Raw genomic sequence first — 23,636 nt, forward strand, 5'->3', positions numbered from 1 at the left:
TTTTACCATCAAACGGAGGAGAGACAATGATCAGAATTCGTAGAAATCTATTGAAGACGGTGGTTGCCGCAGCCGCGGTTTTAACCTTTGGTGTTGCACATGCAGCATGGCCGGATCGGCCGGTGACGCTGGTCGTGCCGTGGGGCGCGGGCGGCGGCACCGACGCCACCGCGCGCATCATCGGCGCGCTGCTTGAGAAAGAACTGGGTCAGCCCGTCAACGTCGTCAATCGCACCGGCGGCAACGGCGTGGTCGGCCATCAGGCCATCTCGGGCGCGGCCCCGGACGGCTACACCATCGGTCTGGCAACGGTGGAAATCGCCATGATGCATCATCAGGGCCTGACCCAGCTGAGCTACAAGAACTACACGCCGATCGCACTGATGAATTTCGATCCGGCTGCGCTCACTGTCAGCTCCGAATCGCCGCATAAAACCTTCGACGACCTGCTCAAGGCGGTCAAGGCCAATCCCGGCAAGCTGAAAGCATCCGGAACCGGGCAGGGCGGCATCTGGCATCTCGGCCTGGCCGGCATGCTGAGCGACCTCAAGCTGGCGCCGACGGCGGTGCGTTTCGTACCGTCCAACGGCGCTGCGCCGGCAATGGTGGATCTGGCCGCGGGCGGGGTCGACATCGTGGCGGCATCCTTGCCGGAAGCGCGCTCCCTGATCGATGCCGGCAAGGCGCGCCCGCTGGTGATCATGGCCGATACGCCGGCTGCGCTGTATCCCAAGGTGCCGACGCTCAAGAGCCTGACCGGCAGCAACTGGACCATCGGCGCCTGGCGCGGCATCGTTGCGCCCAAGAGCCTGCCAGCCGATATCCAGACCAAGCTGGCCGGCCATCTGCAAAAAATCTACAACAGCAAGGAGTACAAGGATTTCATGGGTGGACGCGGCTTCGGCACGATGTATGCCGACTCGGCCGAGTTCGGCAAGTTCATGGAGAAGAGCGACAACGACATGGGGCAGATCCTGAAGACCCTGGGCATGGCGAAGTAGCCAGGCAGCGGACGGTTGCGCCTGACCGTCCGCATGCATCTGCTTTTTCGCGCGGTTTCACATCACGTCACATCACGTTGCATCGTGACGACGATGAGAAGCCATGGTTGAACCCGTCGGACCTTCGAACCTTGCTGCCATGAAAATCAACGATACCGTCTCTGGAATCCTGCTGGCGATATTCGCCGTCGTGATTTACGTCTACTCGGCAAACTTGCCCACGATGGCCCAGCAGATCGGGCCGGGCCTGTTTCCTCAATCGCTGGCTGTAGCCTTCCTGATCTGCGCGATCCTGCTCATGATCAAGGGCGTGCGCGAAAGGCGCGCTTCCGGCGAAAGCTGGATCAGCCTGCCCGAATGGGCCGGCGAGCGGCGCGCCGTGTTCGCCTATGCGCTGGTGCTGTTGTCGCTGGTGTTTTACATCTACGCGTCCGAACCCCTTGGCTTCCTGCCGACGGCGACCATCCTGCTGCTGTCCCTGTTCGCGACCTTCGGCGCACGCCTGGCAGTTGCGCTGCCGGTCGCCGTCGCCAGTGCGCTGGGCATTCACTACATCTTCTACAAACTGCTGAAGGTCCCGCTGCCGTGGGGTCTTCTCGAGTCTGTGGCCTGGTAAAGGACCGACCATGCTTGCCAATATCTATGCAGCCTTCGGGCTGGTGTTCGACCCCTATGTCCTGGCGGTCATTCTCGGTTCGTCCATGTTCGGATTGTTCATGGGCGCGATCCCCGGCCTCAGCGCCACCATGGCGGTAGCGCTGCTGGTGCCGGTGACGTTCTTCATGCCCGCGGTGCCTGCGGTAGCGGCGATGGTGTCGGCCACGGCGATGGCGATTTTTTCCGGCGACATCCCGGGCTGCCTGTTGCGTATCCCGGGTACGCCGTCATCGGCGGCCTATACCGATGAAGCCTATGCGATGACGAAGAAAGGTCAGGGCGAAATCGCGCTCGGCGCCAGCCTGGTGTTTTCGGCGGTGGGCGGCCTGTTCGGCACCTTCGTGCTGATCCTCGCCGCGCCGGTGTTGGCGGAACTGGCGCTGAAGTTTTCGTCTTTCGAATACTTCTGGCTGGTGCTTATGGGCCTGACCTGCGCAATCTTCATCGCCTCGGACAATCCGCTCAAGGGCTTCGTCTCGCTGTTCATCGGCATGTTCATCGCCTCCATCGGCATGGGCAACCCGGCCGGCGTGCCGCGCTTTACGTTCGACAATGCCGATCTGCTGAGCGGCGTGTCGCTGGTGCCGCTGATGGTGGGCATGTTCGCCATGTCCGAGGTGCTGCGCTATGCGGTTTCCAAAGACCAGGCGATGACCATCCCGGACGGCAAGGTCGGCAACGTGTTCAAGGGCATGTGGGACTTGACGGTGAAATATCCGAAGTCGATCCTGCGCGGAAGCGTGCTCGGCACGCTGGTCGGCATCCTGCCGGGCGCGGGCGCCGACATCGCAGCCTGGATGTCGTACGCGATGAGCAAGAAGATGTCGAAGGAGCCGGAAAAGTTCGGCACCGGCCATGCCGAAGGCATCGTCGAGTCGGGCGCCGCCAACAACTCGGCGCTGGCCGGCGCTTGGATTCCGGCGCTGGTGTTCGGCATCCCGGGCGACTCGATCACCGCCATCGTGATCGGCGTGCTGTACATGAAGAATCTGAATCCGGGTCCGATGATCTTTGTCGAGAATCCGGTCTCCATGTATGCGATTTTCATCGTCTTCATCCTCGCCAATTTGCTGATGCTGCCGCTGGGCTACTGGTGCATCAAGGTCTCCAAGCGCATACTCGGCGTTCCGCGTAACCTGTTGATGCCGCTGATCCTGTTGTTCTGCATCGTCGGTTCGTACGCCACCAACAACAGCGTGTCCGACGTCGGCATCATGCTGGTGTTCGGCCTGCTGGCCTACTTGATGGAAGAGAACGGTTTCCCGGTCGCACCGGCCGTGCTCGGCGTGGTGCTGGGCGGGATGCTGGAAGAACATTTCGTCACGTCGATGATCAAGGCCGATGGAGAATTCCTGGCCTTCTTCAGCCGGCCCATCGCCGGTACGCTCGGCGTCTTGACGATATTGCTGTGGCTGTTGCCGCTGGTCCTGCGCGGTTTGCGCAAGAAGCCGGCAATGGCATGAGATTTTTATAACGAAAGGATGGTTTGCAACATGGCTGCACCCGAACGTTTTTCCGCCGTCGAACTCAAGCAGTTCTCCACGCAACTATTGCAGAAGGCCGGCTTGCCGCTGGAGCCTGCCGCTTCAGTGGCGAGCACGCTGGTCGACGGTGACCTGCTGGGACACGACACCCATGGCCTGGCCTTGCTGGCGCCGTACGTGAAAGAAATCGAGAAGGGCGGGATGACCACGTCCGGCGAACCGGAAGTGGTGTCTGATCGTCCTGCCGCGCTGGTGTGGGACGGCCGTCGCCTGCCTGGACCGTGGCTGGTGCACAAGGGCATCGATGCACTGATTCCGCGTGCGCGCGAGCTCGGCACGGCGTCGCTGGCGATTCATCACAGCCATCACATCGCGTGTCTGGCGGCATACCTGTTGCGCGCGACTGAAGAAGGTTTTCTGATGGTGTTGTCGAGTTCCGATCCTGCGGTGCACAGCGTGGCGCCGTTCGGCGGCACGCGCGCGGTGTTCACGCCGAACCCGATCGCCGCAGGCATTCCGACTTCAGGCACACCGTTCCTGGTCGACATCTCGGCCTCGATCACCACCAATGGCATGAGCAATCGCCTGCACAAGGCTGGCCAGCAATTCGAAGAAGAATGGCTGCTCGACGCGCAGGGCAACGCCAGCCGTGACCCGGCCGTGTTCGCCGCCGATCCGCCGGGCACCATTCTGCCGCTGGGCGGTTTGTCGGCCGGCCATAAAGGCTTCGGCCTGGCGGTGCTGATCGAAGCGCTGACCGGCGGCTTGTCCGGTTTCGGCCGCGCCGATCCACCGGCGGGTTGGGGCGCCACCGTGTTCATGAGCCTGTACGATCCGGCGGCGTTCGGCGGCGAGGCCGCGTTCAAGCGCCAGATGGATCACATTGCCGAAGCCTGCCGCAACAATCCTCCACGTCCCGGCGTGGAAAAAGTGCGCATGCCCGGCGACCGCGGCATGGCGCGTCGTGCGCAACAGCTGGAGCAGGGCGTGGCGCTGCATCCGACGATTGCGCCCGGCTTGCGCGAGGCTGCGCAGCAGTATGGTCTGACGTTCCCGGCAGCGCTGGGCTGATTGCTCTTCATCACCCTTCATCGCCCGTTTCCGCTTTGGCGGCGGGCGGCAAGCGGCTCATTCGCTTGTGGTGAGATACAATCCGGCGCCAAGATTAAGAATTTTTTCATCGGACCTCCTTTATGCCAATTGAAGCGATCGAACCGCAACGACTGTACCGCCAGATCAGCGACCAACTGCGCAAGCTGATTGTCGACGGCGAATTCCCGGTCGGTTCACGCTTGCCGTCGGAGCGTGACCTGTCGGTGCAACTGGGCGTGAGCCGGCCGTCGTTGCGCGAAGCCTTGATCGCACTGGAAGTCGAAGGCTATATCGAAGTCCACATGGGCTCCGGCATCTATGTCTCGCCGCCGTCGCCCGCGCCCGAGGGCGAGATCGACCTGTCCACGCAAGAGGGGCCGCTGGAGCTGATCCGCGCACGCGCCATGCTGGAAGGCGAGGTGGCTTATGCCGCCGCCAAGAACGGCAAGAAGGCGCAGATCGATGCGATCGAAGAAGCGTTTCAGCAGATGATCGAGAACACCAGCGCCGGCGCCAATCCACTCGAAGCCGATCGCCTGTTCCACATCCGCGTGGCCGAAGCGACCGGCAACAGCGTGCTGGTCGGACTGGTGACGCAATTATTCGATGCCCGATTGGGACCGCTGTTCGATCGCCTCCACAGCCACTTCGATACGATTGAAGTATGGAACGATGCGATCGAAGAGCATTCGCGCGTGATGAAAGCGCTGCGTGCCCGCGATCCGGAAATGGCGCGGCAGGCCATGCGGCGTCACATGGATATCGCATTCAAGCGCTATAGCGCCAGCCTGGTGGGGCAGGCCGTGCAGGGTGGCAATGCCGCAGATATCAAGAAAAAGAAAGCCGGGCCGGTGAAGGAAATCAAGGCAGCCAAGCCGGCAGTCAAGAAGACGCCTGTCAAGGCCGTCACAGTCAAGCGAGTAGCCAAACCGGCTGCCGTAAAGAAGACGCCGGCGCCGAAAGTCGCCGCCAAGCGTGCACCGGTCGCATCCCCGGTCAAACGCCGCAGCGCCCGCGCCTGAGGAGGCAGCAGCTTATCCCAGCTTGCCGACGTTGCGGTCCCAGTTGCGGCCGTCGAAGTCGACGAAGCTCAGCCTGTCGTCCGACAGGTCGACGTCATCCAGGCAACGGACATTGATGGTGTAGAGCTCCGGCGCAGCGCGTGGGCGTGTGAAGACGTGCACGCCGCAGTGCGGACAGAAATGGTGTTTGGCCGCCATGGTGCCGAACTGGTAAGTCGCCAGCACGTCGGCACCTGCAACCAGGCGAAAATTCTCGGGCTGCACGCGATGGTGCAGAAATCCCTTCTTGGTACAGATCGAACAATTGCAGACGGTGATGCGCTCTATCGTCACGTCGGCTTCGAAGCGGACCTGGCCGCAATGGCAACTGCCTTTGTGATGATCCATGCGCTGCGTCTCCACTAGTTGAAGTAAGCCCTGGCCATTTCAAAGCGCGGCGCAAAATACGGATTATCCATGCGGGAAATATGCACCTTGCCGTTACCCGACGGCGCATGCACGAAGCGTCCATCGCCGATGTAGATGCCCACATGCGAGAACGGCCGGTTGAGGGTGTTGAAGAACACCAGGTCGCCCGGACGCAGATTGGATTTGTCGATCTGGCGTCCCTGGCGCGCCATGTCGGCGGCGCTGCCGGACAGCCTGAGGCCGGCGGCGCGGTTGAAAATGTAGGACACCATACCGCTGCAGTCAAAGCCGGCTTCCGGATTCTTGCCGCCGAAGCGATAGCCGGTGCCGATCATGTCCAGCGCAAAAATCGCGACTTCGCTGCCATGTTCAGTGGCGGCGTCGGAGCGGACGTCGGTCGGCGCCGGTGTCGGGGTGGAGGCTTCCGGCGCACGCATCGGCGCGCTGCCGCAGGCCGTCAGCAGGACGGCGATGCAGCAGGCGGCGAGCGCATGCAGTTGCTTCGGCGAGAGCAGGTCGAGGCTGCGCATTGCTGCCGGGTCCTGATCAGTGACCCAGTTTCACCAGTACGCCTTCCAGCATGGTCAGCATCTGATCGATTTCATCCTTGGTCACGTTCAGCGACGGCATGAAGCGGAGCAGGTTCGGACGCGGCGAATTGAGCAGCAGGCCGACCGGGTTCAGGTCGCGCGCAGCTTCAACGATTTGCGGACCGATGTCCTTGCCCAGCTTCAGCGCGCGCAGCAAGCCTTCGCCGCGTTCGCCTTCGAAGCCATGCTTGTCCGACAGCTTGATCAGTTCGGCGCTGAGATACGCGCCGGTCGCCTTGACCGTCGGCAGGAAATCGGGCTTGAGCAATTCCTTGATCACGGCGGCGCCGACGGCAGTCATCAGCGGATTGCCGTTGTAGGTGCCGCCTTGTTCGCCGGCTTCGAAGCAGGCGATTTCTTCACGCGCCAGCAGGGCTGCCAGCGGTACGCCGCCGCCGATGCCTTTGCCCAGCGTCATGATGTCCGGCTCGATGCCCGACAGCTGATAACCGAACAGTTCGCCGGTGCGGCCGACGCCGGTCTGCACTTCATCGACGATGAGCAGCAGGTTGGCGTTCTTGGTCAGGCGGCGCAGGCCTTGCATGAATTCGCGCGTGGCCGGGATCACACCGCCTTCGCCTTGCACCGGTTCCAGCATGACGGCGACGGTCTTCTTGCTGATCAGGCGCTCAACGCTGGCGAGATCATTCAGATCGGCTTTCAGGAAACCCGGCACTTGCGGCGCGAACATGGTGTCCCAGCCCGGCTTGCCGCTGGCCGACATGGTCGCGATGGTGCGGCCGTGGAAGCTGTGGTTGAAGGTGATGATTTCAAAGCGGTCTTCGCCGGCGCTGTTCTTGTTGAGCTTGCCCCATTTGCGGGCCAGCTTGAACGCGCCTTCGTTGGCTTCGGCGCCGCTGTTGGTGAAGAACACGCGGTCGAAGACGGAGTTCTCGGTCAGCAGGTTGGCCAGCTCGATCGACGGCGCATTGTAGAAAGCCGGCGACGGATTGATCAGCTTCTTGCCCTGTGCGACCAGCGCATCGGAGATGCATTGCGGCGCATGGCCCAGCGCATTCACGGCCCAGCCTTGCAGATAGTCGAGGTATCGCTTGCCGGTGTGATCGGTCATCCACATGCCGCTGCCTTCGGTGAAAACGATTTCAGGGCGGTTAGTGACATACATCAGCTTGTTGATGGCGAACTCGTTGAATTCCATTGAATGACTCCTGCTAAGGATGTGTGAAAAATGTGAAAGGCGGCGGCGGTAACCGAACTGTAATAAAAATGACAGTAAACGCGGACACGAAAAAAACGATAAAAAAAAGCCACAGGGATTGCCTGTGGCTTCGTGACCAGGGTCAACTCACGCGCACGGCAAACCTCGTTGAGGTTGGCTGCGACGTCGCAAGGAGATGGTGGTAGCGTTCATGCGGTCAATATTAGGACGTTTTGCGCGATGCGTCAAAACTAATTTGGTGCAAATTGCCGCTGTTTTTTAGAACGCTCACCACTTTGCAACATGCAGCCGCATGCGGCGGCACATTGAATTACTGCACCGTCGCCAGATCCGCCGCCGACGTGAACGAGTCGGCGTAGAACTCTTCTTCCGGCAAGCCGCACTTGGCGACGAAATCACGCTGGGCGGACTCCACCACGATCGGCGCGCCGCAGGCATAGACCTGATAGCCCGACAGGTCCGGCTGGTCGTCGATGACGGCCTGGTGGACGAAGCCGGCGCGGCCGTTCCAGTTGTCTTCCGGCTGGGCGTTCGAGATCACCGGCACGTACTTGAAGTTCGGTAGGCTCTGCGCCCAGGTCTTGCACAGATCATCCATGTACAAGTCCTGCGGACGGCGGCCGCCCCAATACAGCGTGACCGGACGGGTCGACTTGGCGTGCTCGAGCTGCTCGACGATCGCCTTGATCGGCGCGAAGCCGGTACCGGACGCCAGCAGCACGATCGGCTTGTTGGAATCTTCACGCAGGAAGAAGGTTCCCAGCGGACCTTCGAAGCGCAGGATGTCGCGCTCTTTCAGCGTCGAGAACACCTGGTCGGTGAACAGGCCGCCCGGCATGTGACGGATGTGCAGCGTCAGGTGTTCGTCCTTGTGCGGCGCATTGGCCATACTGTAGCTGCGGCGCTTGCCGTCGCGCAGCATGAACTCGACGTACTGGCCGGCCTTGTATTGCAGGCGGTCGTTGGCCGGCAATTGCAGCGACAGGATGATGACGTCGTCGGCGACCTTGTCCAATTTGGCCACGCGCACCGGCATTTTCTTGACCGGGAAGTCGCCGATGCCGGCCACTTCGCGTGCTTCGATGACCACGTCCGAGTTCGGACGGGCGCAGCAGAACAGAGAAAAGCCCAGGCTCTCATCCTGTGCCGATAGCGCGCGTTCCTGATGCGGACCGTGGGTCACGCTGCCTTCGACCAGCTTGCCCTTGCAGGAGCTGCATGCGCCGTTTTTGCAGCCGTAAGGCAGGCCGACGCCGGCGCGAATTGCGGCGGTGAGGATGGTTTCGCCTTCGTCACAGGTAAACTGATGGCCGCTGGGCTGAACGGTAACTTGAAAACTCATACAATCCTGACAATGAACAATGTAAAAAAAATCGGCAAACCGCGTCTGTTGATGCTCGGCTGCGGCGACGTCGGCATGCGCATACTGCCGCTGGTGCGCGCGCGTTTCCGCGTGATCGTCGTCACCAGCAAGCCGGAGCGCTGCGCTGAACTGCGTGCCGCCGGCGCCATCCCGCTGGTGGCCGACCTCGACCGGCCCGAAACCTTGGCTCGTCTGGCGCGCCTGGCGCAGGTGATCGTGCATCTTGCTCCGCCGCAATCTTCCGGTGAGAAAGACCGCCGCACCCGCAATTTGGCCGCCATTTTACCCGACCGCGCCAATCTGGTTTACATCAGCACCACCGGTGTCTACGGCGATTGCGGCGGCGCCAGTTTCGACGAGACGCGTCCGACCCGGCCGGCCAATCCGCGCGCGCGTCGCCGCGTCGACGCCGAACAGGTATTGCGCGCCTGGGCGCGCCGCTCCGGCAGCCGGCTGGCGATCCTGCGCGTGCCCGGCATCTACGCGCGCGACCGGCTGCCGCTGGAGCGCCTGCAGAAGGGCACGCCGGCGTTGAGCGCCGAGGACGACGTCTACACCAATCATATCCACGCCGACGATCTCGCCGCGATCGCAGTGCGCGCCATCGACCAGGCGCGGCCACTGCGCGTGTATCACGCGGTGGATGATTCGGACATGAAGATGGGCGATTACTTCGATGCCGTGGCGCATACCTTCAATTTGCCGCCGCCGCCGCGCTTGCCGCGCACCGAGTTGCAGCAACAGGTTACGCCGATGATGTTGTCGTTCATGTCGGAGTCGCGCCGACTGCGCAACGACCGGCTGCGCAACGAACTCGGCGTGCGTCTGCGTTATCCGGACGTGGCGGCGCTGCTGAAAGAATTGTCATAAAAGAAATGTTTCCACAAAAGATTTATGCTTATTTGTTTTTCGTATAAGCATACGTCTTTTAAATTGTTGTCCGGCAAGCACGATGCCAGTAAAGTCGCAGCCTACCGTCTGAAAGTCCGTGCAAAGTTGCCTTGATTGCAACGCATCGGCTCAACGCATCGGCGACTCGTTCACTCAGCATTGTCAGCATTGCCCGCATCGTATTTATGAAGCTATCTTTTAAAAACATACAAAAGAGTTTTTCCGGCCTGCACGTCATCGACGATTTCAGCCGCGACATCGAGCAGGGCGAACTGGTCGCGCTGGTCGGCCCGTCCGGCTGCGGCAAATCGACGCTGCTGCACATCGCCGCCGGCCTGGAAACACCGAGCTCCGGTTCCATCCTGGCCGATGGCCAGCCGGTCACCGGTCCGCATCCTGAACGCACGCTGATGTTCCAGGAAAACGCGCTCTATCCCTGGCTGACGCTGGAGCAGAACGTCGCGCTGGCGCTCGAGTTCCAGAACGTCGACAAGAAGTCCGCCACCACCCAGGCGCGCGCATGGCTGGCCAAGGTCAACCTGTCGGGATTCGAAACCTACTATCCGCATCAGGTCTCGGGCGGCATGCGCCAACGCGCGGCGCTGGCACGCGCCTTCATCTCGCAACCGAAGGCGTTGCTGCTGGACGAGCCGTTCGGCGCGCTCGACGCATTGACGCGCATGACCCTGCAGGACGCATTGCGCACCCTGATCCGTTCGGAAGTGCAGGGCAAAGCGCCGACCGTGCTGCTGGTCACGCACGACGTCGACGAAGCGCTGTTCCTGGCCGACCGCATTTTGGTCTTCAGCGCGCGTCCCGCCACCGTGCTCAAGGAATTCAATCTGGTGCATCACGAAAAGACGCATGATCTGTCGGAGTTCTCGGCAATCCGTCGCGAAATTCTCTGCTTGCTTGGCATCCACGCCGAACAGGACGAGTTTGCTAAAACAATAGAAGGGGTTGGGATATGAAATTGAAACTGAAAAGTTTGCTGCTGCTGGCATCCGCTGCACTGGTGTTTTCCGCACCGGCCATGGCGCTCGAAAAATTCAAGATCGGCTATCTGCGCGTGATGGATGACGCACAGGCGATGGCCGCCTATGAAGCCGGCCTGTACAAGAAGTACGGCCTCGACGTCGAACTGATCGAATTCAAATCCGGCACCGACCTGATCAAGGCTATCGTCGGCGGCCAACTCGACAGCGGCGTGTTCGGTTTCACCAATGCCGTGGCCTGGGCCTCCAAGGGCGCCGACCTCAAGGTGGTCAGCGGCGCACAACTCGGCTACCACGCCATCGTCGCGCGTGAAGACGCGCACATCAACAAGGTCTCCGACCTCAAGGGCAAGACCCTGGCCTCGCAAGCCGAAGGCAGCACTGCCGACGTGGTGTTGAAGGGCGTGGTGTTCCGTGACGCCGGCCTCAAGGCCGACGACGTCAACGTGCTCGGCGTAAGCCCGCAAGTGGCGGTGCAGTCGCTGGTCGGCAAGCGTGTCGATGCGGCCTTCCTGTTCGAACCGCAAGCGCGCATCGCGCAACTGATCGCACCGGTCAAGCAAATCTATGAAATCGGCGAAGTCTGGCCTTTCCCTTGCATGGTCGTGATCACTTCCGGCGAAACCCTGAAGAACCGCCGCGCCGCCGTGTGGAAGTCGCTCGACGCGCAACGCGATGCGATCGAACTGCTGAAGAAGAAGCCGGCCGAAGCTGCCAAGCTGATCGCCGGCTATTTCATCGCCGAGCCGACGCTGAAGACCCTGAAGCACGGCGAAGTGCTGCGCGAAGACGTCATCCGCGACGCCATCAAGAGCCAGACCTTCAACGCCAAGCTGAACGAAAAAGAACAGAACCGCATGCAGGAAATCGCCGATATCCTGCAAGCCCAGGGTTCGCTGAAGACCAAGGACGGCAAGCCGTTTGAAGTGCGCAGCATCGTAGACCTAGCCTGGCAAAAAGACAGGAAGTTGTAATCCGTGTAAAGCTACTGCGCGCGCCGATTTCCGATCTGCGATGCTCACCGTGTACCTGCACGGCTGCGCTTCTCGATCAGAACTCGACGCGCTCGCTACGCTTTCCATCGTATTACGGACAGCCATCGAAACACTATTTATTGAGGCCGACGACTTCGTCGGCCATTGCATTTTTACTCAGTTCTAATTCATGAGCTCTCAGCGTCGCGTTACCGGTTACCGTAAAAAACTCGCCATGGTGTTGGCGATCGCCTTCATTTTGTTGATGTGGCAGATCGCCGCATGGTCCTTGCCGGACTTCCTGATGCCGGGCGTGCCGACCGTGCTGGCGCGGCTGTGGAATGAAGTGCAGACGCCTGCTTTCCGGGTCGCGCTGTGGGGCAGCCTGACGCGCCTGGGCGGCGGTTACGGTGCGGCGCTGTTGTTCGGTATCGGCTTCGGTCTGATCGGCGCGGTGCTGTTTTTCTTCCGCGAAGTGCTCAAGTCGGCCATCATCATTTTGCAGTCGATTCCTTCGATTGCGTGGGTGCCGCTGTTCCTGATCCTGATGGGTTTCGGCAATCTGCCGATCATCGTGGTCGTTGCGATCGCGGCGTTTTTCCCGGCGGCCCTGTCGGTCATGAACGCCACCGAAAGCGTGCAGCAAGTGCATGTGTCCGCTGCACGCGTCATGGGCGCCTCGCGCCTCGGCATGCTGCGCCGCGTGTACCTGCCGGCCGTCATGCCTGAATTGATCACCGGCGCGCAACTGGCGTTCGGCAACGCCTGGCGTGCGCTGATTTCGGCCGAGATGCTGATCGGTTTCGGCAAGGGTTTGGGTCGCACGCTGGCGTATTCGGGCGAGACCGCCGACATGGTCGGGGTGATGACCAACATCCTGACCATCGCGATCCTTGCTGCGTTGATCGATCAGGTGATTCTTGAAAACCTCAAGCATCGTCTGCTGCGTTACCAATACGTCTGATCCTGATGAATACGCAGTCCGTCTCCGTCGTGTTGCTGCGTCTGTCCGCTTTCGTGGTGGCGATGAGCGCCTTCACGGGCGTGCAAGCCGGCGTGCTGGATGACGCCAAGGCACGCGGCGCCGTGCGCATCGGGCAGGATTACGTTCCACCAGCCTATACCGCGGGCGCCAAATTTCGCACGCCTGAAGGCGTCGACATCATCCTCGCCGAAGATATCGCCAAGCGCCTGAGCCTCAAGCTGGACAGCGTGCGCAATGCGGGCACTAGCGGCGACGGCAAGGCGGCGCAAGCCCTGAAAGGCGCGCGTCCCGACATCGCCTTGATCACGGTGGAGGAGGGTGCCGCGCGCAGCGGCACCGCCGCCGACGGCAGCGTGCTGATCCCGACCGGTTACAGTGCCGGCGCGATGGCCATCATGCGCACAGATACTGACATCAAGAAGTGGGAGCAGCTCAAGGGCCGCACCGTGTGCCTGTCCGAAGGCGGCTCGTATGTCGGCCAGATGGCCGCGCGTTACGGTGCCATCGAGAAGGTCATGCGCGCGCCGGCCGACTCGTTGCTGGCGGTGCGCATCGGCCAGTGCGATGCCGCCGTGCACGATGACACCATGCTCAAGGAATTGCTCAAGCTTCCCGAGTGGAAGAAGTTCTCCGCGCAGTTACCGGCGCAAAGCCGTTCGGCGCTGATGATCAAGGTCCCCGCCGCCGACGGTGCGGCGATCGCCTACTTCAGGCAGACCGTCGCTGAATGGTCGCGCGGCGACTTCTGGGCGGCGCTCAAAAAGAAGTGGAGCAACACCGTGGCCTTCGAGGTGTACCTGGATCAGAACGTACCCGATTGCCATTGACGTGCTGTATCTGAAATAAAAAAATGCCCGCGATCTGCGGGCATTTTTCATGGGGCGATGCAATCTGCGTCAACGTCCCGCGCCGCCTGGACCAAGCGGTGCTGTGCTGGAAAAAACGGGCACGGCATCGCGATTTTCATCGCCGGCATGTTCCGCATTTTCCTTACCCATCGCCTTCACCGCGAGCGCTGCGATCAGCGAGAATACGGTGATCAGCAAGGCCACCATCCACGGGCTGCCGCCGCTCCTGGCCAGCAGCAGCGACGACAACACCGGCGTGATGCCGCCGCCGACCAGTGCGCCGATCTGGTGGGCAATGCCGACGCCGCTGTAGCGCACGCGCGTGCCGAACAGGCCGGCGAACAACGCGCCTTGCGGGCCGTACATCATCGGATGGATGACGCCCAGCGCAATCGCCACCGCCAGGCCGACCAGCAGCGGCTGCGCCGTATTGATCAGTGCGAAGTAGGGCCACACACAGGCCGCGGCGCACAGCGAGCCGATGATGTACATGCGGCGATAGCCGATGCGATCCGACAGCGCGGCGAAGAAGGTATTGCCGAACATCGAGATGCAGGCGCCGATCAGGATCGCGTTGAGGATCATCGGCTTGCCGATCTTCAGCTGGCTCACCGCATAGGCGGTCGTGAACACCAATACGTTGATCGGCCAGGCGATCTCGCCGGCGCGGGCGATCGACGCCAGCAAGATCTGTTTCTTGTGGTCTCGCACCAATGTACGCAACGGCGTCTTGCTGACCGTGCCGGCCTGCTTTGCCGCTTCGAACTCATGCGACTCCGGCAGGCGGGTGCGTGCAATCACGCCGATCACCACCAGCACCATGCTGAACAGGAAAGGCAGGCGCCAGCCCCAGCTCAGGAAATCTGCTTCCGGCAGCTTGGCGGTCAGCGACAAGGCCAGCGTCGACAGCACCAGCCCCGCCATGCCGCCGCTCGAACTCCAGCTGCCGAACAGGCCGCGTTTTGCCTTCGGCGCGTTCTCGACGGCGATCAGGATGGCGCCGCCTTGTTCGCCGCCCAGCGCAATGCCCTGGATCAGGCGCAACAGGCACAGTAGCGTCGGCGCCCAGATGCCGGCGCTGGCGTAGGTCGGCAGCAGGCCGATCAGCGTCGAGGCCACTCCCATGACGATCAGCGTCGCCAGCAGGATCGATTTGCGGCCGTAGCGGTCGCCCAGGTAGCCGCACAGGATGCTGCCGAGCGGACGGCCGACGTAGCCGGTGGCGTAGGTCGCGATTGCGGCCAGGGCGCCGGTGAGCGGATCAAGCGTGGGGAAGAACAGTTTGTTGAACACCAGCGCGGCGGCGGTGCCGTACAGCAGGAAGTCATATTGCTCAAGCGCGGTGCCGATGAAACTCGACAGGAACACGATCGCGCGGCGCGGCTTTTTTGGAATGGAACTGGACATGGACGGCTCCCGGTTTAGATGAATCTGAGCTGAATCTAAGCTGAATCTGAGCGGAATTCTGGAGGATGTGACTGACGCGATCAGGCTCGGTCAGCCGCGTTGCCGCAGCACGCGGCGCGCGAACATCGCGAAGCTGGCCTTGACGATGCTGGGCGACAGCAGGAAGTCGTGCGACTCCTTGGCCAGCGCCGGATCAAGCTCCTTGAGCGTGCCGTAGGCGGCCATCGCCTGCAGCTGGTTGCGCGCGGCGCGTTCGATCAGCACCGACAGGTACAGGCTTTCTTCCACGCTGGACGTGGCCGCCAGGAAACCGTGATTGACCAGCAGGATGGTGCGCTTGTCGCCCAGCGCGGCGGAAATGATTTCGCCTTCCTGGTCGGCAATCGGCAGGCCAGGCCATTCTGCGAGGAACGCGCAGTCGTCGTGGAACGGCGTGGCGTCCATGTGCGCCACCACCAGCGGCTGGCCGGTCATGCTCAGTGTGGAGACATATTGCGGATGCGTGTGGATGATGCAGTTGACGTCGCTGCGGCGCGCATACACCCACAGATGGAAGCGGATCGCCGGGTTGGGCACGCCTTTGCCTTCCAGTACCTCCAGCTTGTCATTGATGCGGATCACCGCGTCGGCGTCGAGTTCGTCGAAGCCTTGCGCCAATGGTGTTGTGAGGAAGGTGCCGTCGGGCTGGCGCAGCGTGATCTGGCCGGCCAGGGTTTCCGAGTGACCCTCGGCGGCGAGGATGTTGCAGGACAGTGCAATCTTTTCGCGCGGCGTCCAGTTGCCGTAATCAAGCGCGCCCGACATGCGGCGCAACGCCTGGCTGGAAACATCTTCCTTGGCTGAGTCAATCATTGTCTTCTCCCTTTAATAAAGTGAGACAAGATTAGACGCGTCGCCCCTTTACGACTGACACCTGTGCGCACAACGGCATGTCTGCACGCGCCGCTGAATGTGTTGCGGATCAGGCCTGAACCGGTGCTGCACTGCGCAACGCCGACGGCGGCACACCGTAGCGATGGCGGAAGCTGCGGCTGAAATGGCTGGCATTGTTGAAGCCGACCCGGAAGCCGATATCCGACACCGACAGCTTGCTGCAGGCCTGGTTGCACAGGTCGGCGTGGGCGCGCTCCAGCCGCCGCTCCAGCAGGTAATTGCTGTAGCGATGGCCATGGCTGGCGAACAATCGATGCACCAGCCGCGGAGAAATGCCGAGCGCCTGGGACAGTTGCGTGACGCTCAGGTCCGGCTCGCACAACATGGCGTCGAGCGTGCTGATCAGGGTATCCCAGCGCATCTCTTGTCGGGCCGGAGCGGGCAGGGCCTCTGGCGCGGCGTGTTGCGACTCGGCGTAGGCGGCCGATAGCAGCGACACGAAAGCCTGCTCGGCGTGATAAATGGTGCTGGTCGATTGATCTCCGGCCAGCGCCGGCAGCACTTCGTGCGCGTAGTGCCAGAGCGTGCTGCGCAAGGGCGAATCGCGTCGCGCCAGCGTCGGCATGAAGCGTTCGAAGCGGCTGGTATGGGCGCCGTTGAAGCGGCTGAAGGAAAATCGCAGCAGCACGAAGCGACAAGCCGTCGTGTTCTGCACCGTCGACGGCATGCGCGCCTTGCGATAGAACACGTCGCCCGTATTGAAGTCGAGATCCACACCGTTCTGCGACACACGCCCGCTGCCTTCGAGGACGATGCTGGCCAGCACGTCGTTGGATTCCAGCGCGGCGACATGCTCCCACTCATGGCGCACGGTGCAGCCGGCCGGCAAGGCAGCGATCACCATCACGCCGCCACCGACCAGGCGACAGGCCGACAGCGTGCCGGGCAAGGCTGAATCTGTGCAATCAGTGCGAATGTCGCCGGGAGAGACCAGATCATCCAGCGCGTATTTCAGGTGATGCATCGAATAGGCATTGACCGGATGCAGCGACGGCATGTAGGGCAGGCCGGAAATCAGGGACGTGGACATGGAGGAATCTCCTTGGTGCTTGGGCGGATGGCGGTCTCATCATACAAGCAATTTCTGTGCTTGAAACATGCGTAAACAAGCGACGTTGCAAGCGGGTTCCAGTGCCTTCATCGTCGGCGCACACAAGCAAGAATCCAACGTGGAAATGACGCGCACAGGCAAGCATGTTGTAGCGCGGCCCTCAGATTTTTCCTGATGTTGCCGCAATGGAAAGAAGGCTTTTCGTGGCTGGCATCACGCTTCATTGCGGACGGTGACATGACTAAATATCAATTTCCACGCAGGAATACCCTTGTGTCGTCGGGCTTTGAGGCGAGACGCCTGGAGCTGTCTCCTTGCGGGTGTCAAAATTGAGCCTCGAAAGAGGCGGCAGGGCAGCCGCAATCCGTTGCCAATCGGGCAATCCGGGTTTGTAACCAATTCTCTTGAGCGACTTGGCGTCTCGCTTCAAAGGTGTAAGATGAAGTCCTGTCCGCGCTTTCCAAGACGCCGGGCGGCTTTGAAATCTGGTTTGAAAGGTGGTCAATATGGACGTCGCAATTACTGCCAGTTCGCCTGGCGCCGTTTCCAGCTCTCCCGACACCGGCCCATCGGTGAACAACCTAGACGAAGCGCGTCGTGCGCAGGCGCGTCAGGATGCGGAAAACGCGCAGCGCCGGATCGAGGAACAGCGTGCGGAAGAAACCCGTCAGGCGCAAGCGCGTCAGGCCTCGCGCAATTCCAACGGCGAAGTCATCGGTACTACCGTCAGCACGACTGCCTGATTGTTTTCAGCTGCAGTAAAGAACCCGCCGCGGCGGGTTTTTGTCGTTAACGTGCAATGCGTTTGCCGTGCACTGCATTGATTGCTACGGCTTGTAGCCGTCCGTCAGCGTCTTCAGAAACGCAATCACATCCTTGATCTCCGCATCGCTGAGCGCCGGCTTGTCGCCGGGCTGGCGGTCGAACGGCGCTTCCACATTCACATTCGGGAAATGCGCGGGCAACAGGTCGTCGAACTTGCGGATGCTGCCGTCGCGATTGCGTGGGTACCACTTCTCCGGATTGGTATCGCGCTGAACGTAGAACTCCATGACTTCTTGCAGCGTGTGGAACACGCCATTGTGGAAGAAGCTGCCGCGCAGCGCGACGTTGCGCAAGGTCGGCGTCTTGAACAGGCCGCAATACTCCGGGTTGTCCTTGAAGTCGGTGCGCTCCGGGCCGCACAGGCCGAAGTCGTAATAGCGCGGATCCTTGTTGGCCGCAATCTTCTTGTTGCGCGGCACGCCCACGGCGATCAGGCCGTAATCGGTGAACTGCGGGAACGCGCCGTTGGGCAGGATCTCGCTGATGTGGCAGGACGCGCAATTGCCCTTGGTCGGCTCGTTGAACAATTCCAGTCCGCGCAACTCCTGCGCGTTCAGCGACGTCTGCTTGCGCAGGTAGGCGTCGTATTTGCTGGTGTAAGGATAGAAGTCAGCCGGGCTTTCCTGGAATACTTCCAGCGCCATCAGCGCCGCCTCGAAGGCGCGCGCACCGTCATCGAAAATCATCTCGCCGAAAGTTGCGCGGAATTGTGCGGCGTAAGGAGCGCGCCTGAGCTTGGCCACCACTTCGGCGGGCGAGGCGTTGGCCATTTCGTGCGGCGACAGCAAGGGGATGCGCGCCTGGTCGTGCGCCGAATCGGCGCGGCCGTCCCAGGTGCGTCCGCCGGTCGGACCGGCGTCGATGCTGTCGTCGCCGTCGTCATCGTGGAAGTGCTCGCTGAACGGCGGCACGTTTTGCAGATAGCGCAGCGAAGGCACCGCACGCGTGCCGGCGGTTTTCATGTCCTTGCCGCCGAGCTGCACCGACAAGTTGTTGGGCGGACCGAATGCGTGGTCGGGACTGTGGCAAGTTGCGCACGATTGCTGACCGGAACCTGACAGCGACGGATCGAAAAACATGGTGCGGCCGAGTGCGGTCATTTCTTCCACGCTGGGACGGCGGCCCGGCTGCGGCGCATAGGCTGCGCCGGTGTAGGCGGGAGCAGTGGCAGTAGCAGTGCCGCCGGAAGCCGCAACGGCGGGGGACTGGCTGTCGAATCGCAGCGCAACAAAGGCGAGTGCCGCCAGCGCGGCGAGGATGGGGGTGGCTTTCATGCGCGCAGGATAGCAAAACTCTGTGACTTGTCGATGAAGAAGCGGACGCTGCGCTGCAATGTCATTCTGTAGTTATATTTTTCGGCTAGCATCGTGCTCCTGTCGGTTGTATCCTGCCTCATCCTTCCCGAGTCAATAAAAAGAGAATATCCATGCGAGCAAAAATTAGCCAGTCTTTCAGCCAGCCAATGCGTTTGTCGCTTTTAGCCGTTGCCATTGCAGCAGGACTCTCGGCATGCGGCGGCAACGCCAACATCGCCGGTGACGACGCCGCCGTGCGCAGTATCGACACTGTGGTCGTGATCTACGCCGAGAACCGCGGCTTCGATACGCTGTACGGTCTGTTCCCGGGCGCCAATGGCGTCCCCGGCGTGAACCCATCGTCGAAAGGCGCGTATCTGCCGCAAGTCGATGTCGACGGCGCCGTGCTGCCGGTGCTGCCGCCGACCTGGGGCGGCATGACCGCCGCAGGTCAGAGCAAGGTGATCACGCAGGCGCAGTCGGCCGGCATGCCGAACAAGCCATTCCAGATCGACGGCAAGGATGGCGTGGCGCTGGAAGCCAGCGTCGTCACGCGCGACCTGGTGCATCGTTTCTACAATAACCAGATGCAGATCAACGGCGGCCGGAATGACCGATTCGCCACGTATTCCGACGCCGGCGGTTTGTCGATGGGCTACTACGACGGTAGCAACATGGCGATGTGGCAGCTGGCGAAAGAGTACACGCTGGCCGACAACTTCTTCATGGGTTCCTTCGGCGGCTCGTTCCAGAATCATCAATACCTGATCTGCGCCTGCACCCCGCAATATCCGAATGCCGACAAGTCGCCTGCCAAGGGCGGCATCTCCAAGGTCGAGTTCGACGCGCAAGGCAATTTCGTGCGCCTCACGCCCGCAGCCAGCACGCCTAAATCGGTACTCGGCGGCGCACCCAAATACGCCAACGACGGCACGCTGACACCGCCTGACGACAAGGGCATGTACTACGCCATCAACACCATGCAGCCGGCGTATCAGCCGAGCAATGTCGCCGCACCCGCAAGCGACGCCGCCAAGCTCTATGCCGATCCGAACAGCGCCTCGACGCTGCCGCCGCAAACGCAAAAGAACATCGGCGACCTGCTGAGCGGCAAGGGCGTCAGCTGGGCCTGGTATGCCGGCGCCTGGAACTCCACGCTGAAGGTGGCGCAGAGCGACCGCAAGTTCCCGTCGCCGACGCCGAACTTCCAGTTCCATCACCAGCCGTTCAATTATTTCGCCAACATGGATCCGGTGAAGAACGCCGCTTACCGTGCTGAACATCTGAAGGACTTCGACGCCAGCTTCCTGCAGGATGCGGCGGCCGGCAAGCTGCCGGCCGTGTCGTTCTACAAGCCGCAGGGCAACCTGAACCAGCACGCCGGTTATGCCGACGTCGCGTCGGGCGATGCGCACATTGCCGATGTGGTCAACAAGCTGCGCCAGAGCCCGCAATGGAAGCACATGCTGATTGTCGTCACCTATGACGAAAACGGTGGTTTCTGGGATCACGCCGCGCCGCCGAAGGCCGACAAGTGGGGCCCGGGCACACGCATACCGGCGATCATCGTGTCGCCGTATGCGAAGAAGGGCTATGTCGACAACAGCCTGTACGACACCAGCTCGGTGCTGCGCTTCATCACGCGGCGCTGGTCGCTGCCGGTACTCGACGGCATCGCGCTGCGCGACAAGGCGATCCAGGCCAACGGCGGTACGCCGATCGGCGACCTGAGCAACGCACTGGCGTCGCAAGCGAACTAAGTCTTTCGCCCGGCTACAAAAGAAAACGGCGTCATCGCAATCTGCGTGACGCCGTTTTTTTCATGTCATCGTTCAATGCGCTGCGTTGAGCGAACCCATCAGCCAGGTTTCCGCCAGATCGATCTGATTGATCAGCGCGATGAAGGTCTCGTCGTTGATCTGCTGCTCGGCACGCAGGTGATGGACTTCGCGGCGTTCGGCGCGGATCGCTTCGAGTCGCAGTTCACGTTCGAAGTGCTTGACGCGATTGGCGGTGCGGTGGGTTTCTTCGGTGCCGCTTTCGGCGTCCATGCGCATGCGGTATGTCGCCAGCAGGCGGCCGCTGACTTCGGTTAACAGGGCAAGTTCTTCCTGGTCCATGTCGGCGCCCAGGCGCTCCTGCGCTTCCTCGATGCAGCGTACGGCCGCTTCCGAAACGCGCAGGCGCGCCATGGTTTCTTCCGTGCGGCGGCGTTCGTTGTCGGCATCCAGCTTCAGACCCCTGAGCAACCAAGGCAGTAAAAAGCTGCCGGCCAGCAGGGAGCACACGATCACCCCGGTGGCCAGGAATATCAGCAGGTCGCGCGCCGGGAAGGCATGGCCGTTGGGCATCAGCAGCGGAATCGACATCACGCCCGCAAGCGTGATCGCACCGCGCACGCCGGCCAGCGACGTGATGCTGATCAGGCGCACGTCGAAATAGCGTTGTCTGGCACGCTGGCCGCGCACCGCGTTGGAGAAGCGGCGCAGGCGCAGGTTGAACCAGACCCAGAAGAAGCGCAGCGTGATCAGCGCCACTGTGATCGCGATGATGTAGGCGAACAGATGCCACACCGGCACGTTGCCGGCGACCTGGGCGTCGAGATGCGCGAGGCTGACGATGGCCGGCAATTGCAGGCCCAGCAGGATGAAGGACATGCCGTTGAAGACGAACTCCAGCATCGTCAGCATGCTCTGGCTCTGCATGCGCGTGGCGGCCGATTCGGCACCGGCGGTGTCGATGTAAGGCATCAGCATGCCGGCGGCGACCGCCGACAGGATGCCGGACAGGCCGAAGTGTTCGGCGAAGATGTAGGCCGAAAACGGAATCAGCAACAGCAGCACGACCTGGATGCCGGGCTCGTCGCCGCTCCATTCAATGATCTTGCGGCGGATCAGGCCGAAGCCCCAGGCCACGATCAGTCCGACCGCGATGCCGCCGATGGCGATCAGCGTGAAGCTGATGCCGGCGTCGAGCAACGAGAAGGTGCCCGACAGCACCGCGATGATGGCGAATTTGAACGCCACCAGGCCGGAGGCGTCGTTCATCAGCGCCTCGCCTTCGAGCACGTGCTGCATGGTGGACGGCAGCCGGCGCTTGCCGATGATGGACGATACCGCGACGGCATCGGTCGGCGACAGCACCGCCGCCAGCGCAAATGCGGACGGCAGCGCGATGGCCGGGATCATCCAGTGGATGAAGTAGCCGACTCCGACTACGGTGAACAGCACCAGGCCGAGCGCCAGCGCCAGGATCGGTTGCGCCAGCCGGAAGAACTCGCGCTTGGGCATGCGCCAGCCGTCGGTAAACAGCAGCGGCGGGATGAACAACAGCAGGAACAACTCAGGGTCAAAGCTGATGCGCAGGCCGAACAGCGGCAGCGCCAGCACGGCGCCGAGGCCGATCTGGAACAGCGGCAGCGGGATTTTGAACGGGACCAGGCGCGCTGCTACGCCGGAGACGGCGACGGCCAGCAGCAGGATCAGAACGGTGAAAACAATTTCCATCGGAGAGAGAACAGAAGAATCGTACGGGATTGAAGCGGAGATCGCGACTGAAAATCAGGACCTGACAAGTTGTAAGTATAGAGCCTGGGCGGCCTCCGGCAGCAAAAACGGATCAGGCATAGAATCATTGTTCCCCGGTGACATGGAGTACATGAATGAGCAAGAACGGCAATCAACTGCAACATCGCAAACTCGGCAACTCCGCCATTGAAGTCGCGCCGTTGGCATTTGGCGGCAATGTGTTCGGCTGGACGGCCGACGAAGCAACATCGTTTTCCCTGCTCGACAAATTCGTCGATGCCGGCCTCAACCTGGTCGACACCGCCGACGTCTATTCGCGCTGGGCCAACGGCAACAAGGGCGGCGAATCCGAAACCATCATCGGCAAGTGGATCAAGCAAAGCGGCAAGCGCGACAAGCTGGTCATCGCCACCAAGGTCGGCATGGACATGGGGGACGGCAAGATCGGCCTGTCGCCGGCCTACATCAGGCGTGCGGTGGAAGACTCGCTGACGCGTTTGCAAACCGACTACATCGATCTCTACCAGTCGCACACCGACGACAAGAACACGCCGCAGGAAGAAACCCTGCACACCTACGGCGAGCTGGTTCAGCAAGGCAAGGTGCGGTTGATCGGCGCGTCCAACTTCGGCGTCGACCGGCTGAAAGAAGCCCGCACGCTCAGCCGCGAACACGGCTACCCGCTGTACCAGACGCTGCAACCGGAATACAACCTGTATTCGCGCGCCGACTTCGAAAACAATCTTGAGCAGTACTGCCTCAAGGAAAAAATCGGCGTCATCAATTATTACTCGCTCGCCAGCGGTTTCCTCAGCGGCAAATACCGCTCCGAAAAAGATCTCGGCAAGAGCACGCGCGGCGGCAAGACGCAAAGCTATCTGAATCCGCGCGGCCTGCGCATCCTTGATGCGCTCGACGCCGTTGCCGCACGCTACGACAGCACGCCTGCCGCCGTGGCTTTGGCGTGGCTGATTGCACGTCCGAGCATCTCCGCGCCGATCGCCAGCGCCACCACGCTGGACCAAATGGATGCGCTGATAGCAGCAACGCGCCTGTCGCTGGATGCCGCTGCCATCGCGCAGCTGGACCAGGCTAGCGCTCTTTAAGC

22 protein-coding genes are annotated in these 23,636 nt (G+C 61.7%); 13 read left to right on the forward strand and 9 right to left on the reverse strand.

What is annotated here, in order from left to right:
• Positions 1-26: 26 nt before the first annotated feature.
• The 5 genes from E4P32_RS00950 (at position 27) to E4P32_RS00970 (ending at position 5,256) form a co-directional block, all read left to right on the forward strand.
• Positions 27-1,001 carry a tripartite tricarboxylate transporter substrate binding protein gene (locus tag E4P32_RS00950; RefSeq protein WP_116433670.1) on the forward strand — a complete coding sequence of 325 codons (975 nt, stop codon included), beginning with the start codon at positions 27-29 and terminating at the stop codon, positions 999-1,001.
• A 103-nt stretch (positions 1,002-1,104) separates the two neighbouring features.
• Positions 1,105-1,617 carry a tripartite tricarboxylate transporter TctB family protein gene (locus tag E4P32_RS00955; protein WP_348533501.1) on the forward strand — a complete coding sequence of 171 codons (513 nt, stop codon included), beginning with the start codon at positions 1,105-1,107 and terminating at the stop codon, positions 1,615-1,617.
• A 10-nt stretch (positions 1,618-1,627) separates the two neighbouring features.
• Positions 1,628-3,121: a tripartite tricarboxylate transporter permease gene (locus E4P32_RS00960; protein ID WP_116433669.1), complete on the forward strand. Its 1,494-nt coding sequence runs from the start codon at positions 1,628-1,630 to the stop codon at positions 3,119-3,121.
• 30 nt (positions 3,122-3,151) lie between these two features.
• The gene (locus E4P32_RS00965) at positions 3,152-4,213 is read left to right on the forward strand and encodes an Ldh family oxidoreductase (protein ID WP_199525591.1); all 1,062 of its coding nucleotides are present in this window, start codon (positions 3,152-3,154) and stop codon (positions 4,211-4,213) included.
• A 122-nt stretch (positions 4,214-4,335) separates the two neighbouring features.
• Complete coding sequence (locus E4P32_RS00970; RefSeq protein WP_116433667.1) at positions 4,336-5,256, forward strand: FCD domain-containing protein; 921 nt, start codon at positions 4,336-4,338, stop codon at positions 5,254-5,256.
• A gap of 12 nt (positions 5,257-5,268) precedes the next feature.
• On the opposite strand, the gene E4P32_RS00975 is transcribed toward E4P32_RS00970, so the two are convergent.
• The 4 genes from E4P32_RS00975 to E4P32_RS00990 all read right to left on the reverse strand — a co-directional run bounded on the left by E4P32_RS00975 (position 5,269) and on the right by E4P32_RS00990 (position 8,776).
• Positions 5,269-5,643 carry a GFA family protein gene (locus E4P32_RS00975; protein WP_116433666.1) on the reverse strand — a complete coding sequence of 125 codons (375 nt, stop codon included), beginning with the start codon at positions 5,641-5,643 and terminating at the stop codon, positions 5,269-5,271.
• 14 nt (positions 5,644-5,657) lie between these two features.
• Complete coding sequence (locus tag E4P32_RS00980) at positions 5,658-6,194, reverse strand: C40 family peptidase (protein ID WP_116433665.1); 537 nt, start codon at positions 6,192-6,194, stop codon at positions 5,658-5,660.
• Positions 6,195-6,210: 16 nt separating this feature from the next.
• Positions 6,211-7,413 carry an acetylornithine transaminase gene (locus E4P32_RS00985; protein WP_116433664.1) on the reverse strand — a complete coding sequence of 401 codons (1,203 nt, stop codon included), beginning with the start codon at positions 7,411-7,413 and terminating at the stop codon, positions 6,211-6,213.
• Between the two features lie 331 nt (positions 7,414-7,744).
• A complete protein-coding gene (locus E4P32_RS00990) occupies positions 7,745-8,776 on the reverse strand; it encodes a CDP-6-deoxy-delta-3,4-glucoseen reductase (RefSeq protein ID WP_116433663.1) in 1,032 nt (343 codons plus the stop codon).
• Between the two features lie 12 nt (positions 8,777-8,788).
• Here E4P32_RS00990 and E4P32_RS00995 point away from each other — a divergent pair, with 12 nt between their 5' ends.
• The 5 genes from E4P32_RS00995 to E4P32_RS01015 all read left to right on the forward strand — a co-directional run bounded on the left by E4P32_RS00995 (position 8,789) and on the right by E4P32_RS01015 (position 13,469).
• A complete protein-coding gene (locus E4P32_RS00995; protein ID WP_116433662.1) occupies positions 8,789-9,667 on the forward strand; it encodes an NAD-dependent epimerase/dehydratase family protein in 879 nt (292 codons plus the stop codon).
• Between the two features lie 206 nt (positions 9,668-9,873).
• On the forward strand, positions 9,874-10,659 hold the full coding sequence (locus E4P32_RS01000; protein WP_116433661.1) for an ABC transporter ATP-binding protein: 786 nt from the start codon (positions 9,874-9,876) through the stop codon (positions 10,657-10,659).
• On the forward strand, positions 10,656-11,657 hold the full coding sequence (locus tag E4P32_RS01005) for an ABC transporter substrate-binding protein (protein WP_167747539.1): 1,002 nt from the start codon (positions 10,656-10,658) through the stop codon (positions 11,655-11,657). Before E4P32_RS01000 ends, E4P32_RS01005 begins: the two co-directional genes overlap by 4 nt.
• 190 nt (positions 11,658-11,847) lie before the next feature.
• Entirely contained in the window at positions 11,848-12,621 is a 774-nt protein-coding gene (locus E4P32_RS01010; RefSeq protein WP_116433660.1) for an ABC transporter permease subunit, read from the forward strand.
• Positions 12,622-12,626: 5 nt separating this feature from the next.
• A complete protein-coding gene (locus E4P32_RS01015; RefSeq protein ID WP_116433659.1) occupies positions 12,627-13,469 on the forward strand; it encodes a transporter substrate-binding domain-containing protein in 843 nt (280 codons plus the stop codon).
• Between the two features lie 69 nt (positions 13,470-13,538).
• Here E4P32_RS01015 and E4P32_RS01020 read toward each other — a convergent pair whose 3' ends face one another.
• The 3 genes from E4P32_RS01020 to E4P32_RS01030 all read right to left on the reverse strand — a co-directional run bounded on the left by E4P32_RS01020 (position 13,539) and on the right by E4P32_RS01030 (position 16,860).
• Positions 13,539-14,897 carry an MFS transporter gene (locus E4P32_RS01020; RefSeq protein WP_116433658.1) on the reverse strand — a complete coding sequence of 453 codons (1,359 nt, stop codon included), beginning with the start codon at positions 14,895-14,897 and terminating at the stop codon, positions 13,539-13,541.
• A 90-nt stretch (positions 14,898-14,987) separates the two neighbouring features.
• Positions 14,988-15,749 (reverse strand): aldolase, encoded by a 762-nt coding sequence (locus E4P32_RS01025; protein WP_116433657.1) that lies wholly within the window; start codon positions 15,747-15,749, stop codon positions 14,988-14,990.
• Positions 15,750-15,858: 109 nt separating this feature from the next.
• Positions 15,859-16,860: a helix-turn-helix transcriptional regulator gene (locus E4P32_RS01030; protein ID WP_116433656.1), complete on the reverse strand. Its 1,002-nt coding sequence runs from the start codon at positions 16,858-16,860 to the stop codon at positions 15,859-15,861.
• A gap of 527 nt (positions 16,861-17,387) precedes the next feature.
• On the opposite strand from E4P32_RS01030, the gene E4P32_RS01035 reads away from it, so the two are divergent.
• Positions 17,388-17,624 (forward strand): hypothetical protein, encoded by a 237-nt coding sequence (locus E4P32_RS01035; protein WP_116433655.1) that lies wholly within the window; start codon positions 17,388-17,390, stop codon positions 17,622-17,624.
• Between the two features lie 84 nt (positions 17,625-17,708).
• Here E4P32_RS01035 and E4P32_RS01040 read toward each other — a convergent pair whose 3' ends face one another.
• Positions 17,709-18,980, reverse strand: coding sequence for a cytochrome-c peroxidase (locus E4P32_RS01040; protein WP_116433654.1), 1,272 nt, complete (start codon positions 18,978-18,980; stop codon positions 17,709-17,711).
• Between the two features lie 152 nt (positions 18,981-19,132).
• On the opposite strand from E4P32_RS01040, the gene acpA reads away from it, so the two are divergent.
• Positions 19,133-20,761 (forward strand): acid phosphatase, encoded by a 1,629-nt coding sequence (acpA, locus tag E4P32_RS01045; protein ID WP_116433653.1) that lies wholly within the window; start codon positions 19,133-19,135, stop codon positions 20,759-20,761.
• 72 nt (positions 20,762-20,833) lie between these two features.
• Here acpA and E4P32_RS01050 read toward each other — a convergent pair whose 3' ends face one another.
• Positions 20,834-22,507 (reverse strand): Na+/H+ antiporter, encoded by a 1,674-nt coding sequence (locus tag E4P32_RS01050; protein WP_116433652.1) that lies wholly within the window; start codon positions 22,505-22,507, stop codon positions 20,834-20,836.
• A gap of 155 nt (positions 22,508-22,662) precedes the next feature.
• Between E4P32_RS01050 and E4P32_RS01055 the strand changes: the two genes are divergently transcribed.
• Positions 22,663-23,634: an aldo/keto reductase gene (locus E4P32_RS01055; RefSeq protein ID WP_116433651.1), complete on the forward strand. Its 972-nt coding sequence runs from the start codon at positions 22,663-22,665 to the stop codon at positions 23,632-23,634.
• Positions 23,635-23,636: the final 2 nt, after the last annotated feature.

The sequence above is a fragment of the Herbaspirillum sp. 3R11 genome (genome assembly GCF_004563925.1).
Classification (GTDB): Bacteria; Pseudomonadota; Gammaproteobacteria; order Burkholderiales; family Burkholderiaceae_D; genus Herbaspirillum.

What these genes read in the sequence shown, in the direction of transcription:
- E4P32_RS01010 (WP_116433660.1), top strand. Translation starts at nt 11,848, where the DNA reads ATGAGCTCTCAGCGTCGCGTTACCGGTTACCGTAAAAAACTCGCCATG.
- E4P32_RS00965 (WP_199525591.1), top strand. Translation starts at nt 3,152, where the DNA reads ATGGCTGCACCCGAACGTTTTTCCGCCGTCGAACTCAAGCAGTTCTCC.
- E4P32_RS00960 (WP_116433669.1), top strand. Translation starts at nt 1,628, where the DNA reads ATGCTTGCCAATATCTATGCAGCCTTCGGGCTGGTGTTCGACCCCTAT.
- E4P32_RS00995 (WP_116433662.1), top strand. Translation starts at nt 8,789, where the DNA reads ATGAACAATGTAAAAAAAATCGGCAAACCGCGTCTGTTGATGCTCGGC.
- E4P32_RS00950 (WP_116433670.1), top strand. Translation starts at nt 27, where the DNA reads ATGATCAGAATTCGTAGAAATCTATTGAAGACGGTGGTTGCCGCAGCC.
- E4P32_RS01055 (WP_116433651.1), top strand. Translation starts at nt 22,663, where the DNA reads ATGAGCAAGAACGGCAATCAACTGCAACATCGCAAACTCGGCAACTCC.
- E4P32_RS01020 (WP_116433658.1), bottom strand. Translation starts at nt 14,897, where the DNA reads ATGTCCAGTTCCATTCCAAAAAAGCCGCGCCGCGCGATCGTGTTCCTG.
- E4P32_RS00970 (WP_116433667.1), top strand. Translation starts at nt 4,336, where the DNA reads ATGCCAATTGAAGCGATCGAACCGCAACGACTGTACCGCCAGATCAGC.
- E4P32_RS01050 (WP_116433652.1), bottom strand. Translation starts at nt 22,507, where the DNA reads ATGGAAATTGTTTTCACCGTTCTGATCCTGCTGCTGGCCGTCGCCGTC.
- E4P32_RS01000 (WP_116433661.1), top strand. Translation starts at nt 9,874, where the DNA reads ATGAAGCTATCTTTTAAAAACATACAAAAGAGTTTTTCCGGCCTGCAC.
- acpA (WP_116433653.1), top strand. Translation starts at nt 19,133, where the DNA reads ATGCGAGCAAAAATTAGCCAGTCTTTCAGCCAGCCAATGCGTTTGTCG.
- E4P32_RS01005 (WP_167747539.1), top strand. Translation starts at nt 10,656, where the DNA reads ATGAAATTGAAACTGAAAAGTTTGCTGCTGCTGGCATCCGCTGCACTG.
- E4P32_RS01015 (WP_116433659.1), top strand. Translation starts at nt 12,627, where the DNA reads ATGAATACGCAGTCCGTCTCCGTCGTGTTGCTGCGTCTGTCCGCTTTC.
- E4P32_RS01040 (WP_116433654.1), bottom strand. Translation starts at nt 18,980, where the DNA reads ATGAAAGCCACCCCCATCCTCGCCGCGCTGGCGGCACTCGCCTTTGTT.
- E4P32_RS01025 (WP_116433657.1), bottom strand. Translation starts at nt 15,749, where the DNA reads ATGATTGACTCAGCCAAGGAAGATGTTTCCAGCCAGGCGTTGCGCCGC.
- E4P32_RS00980 (WP_116433665.1), bottom strand. Translation starts at nt 6,194, where the DNA reads ATGCGCAGCCTCGACCTGCTCTCGCCGAAGCAACTGCATGCGCTCGCC.
- E4P32_RS01030 (WP_116433656.1), bottom strand. Translation starts at nt 16,860, where the DNA reads ATGTCCACGTCCCTGATTTCCGGCCTGCCCTACATGCCGTCGCTGCAT.
- E4P32_RS00985 (WP_116433664.1), bottom strand. Translation starts at nt 7,413, where the DNA reads ATGGAATTCAACGAGTTCGCCATCAACAAGCTGATGTATGTCACTAAC.
- E4P32_RS00955 (WP_348533501.1), top strand. Translation starts at nt 1,105, where the DNA reads ATGGTTGAACCCGTCGGACCTTCGAACCTTGCTGCCATGAAAATCAAC.
- E4P32_RS01035 (WP_116433655.1), top strand. Translation starts at nt 17,388, where the DNA reads ATGGACGTCGCAATTACTGCCAGTTCGCCTGGCGCCGTTTCCAGCTCT.
- E4P32_RS00975 (WP_116433666.1), bottom strand. Translation starts at nt 5,643, where the DNA reads ATGGATCATCACAAAGGCAGTTGCCATTGCGGCCAGGTCCGCTTCGAA.
- E4P32_RS00990 (WP_116433663.1), bottom strand. Translation starts at nt 8,776, where the DNA reads ATGAGTTTTCAAGTTACCGTTCAGCCCAGCGGCCATCAGTTTACCTGT.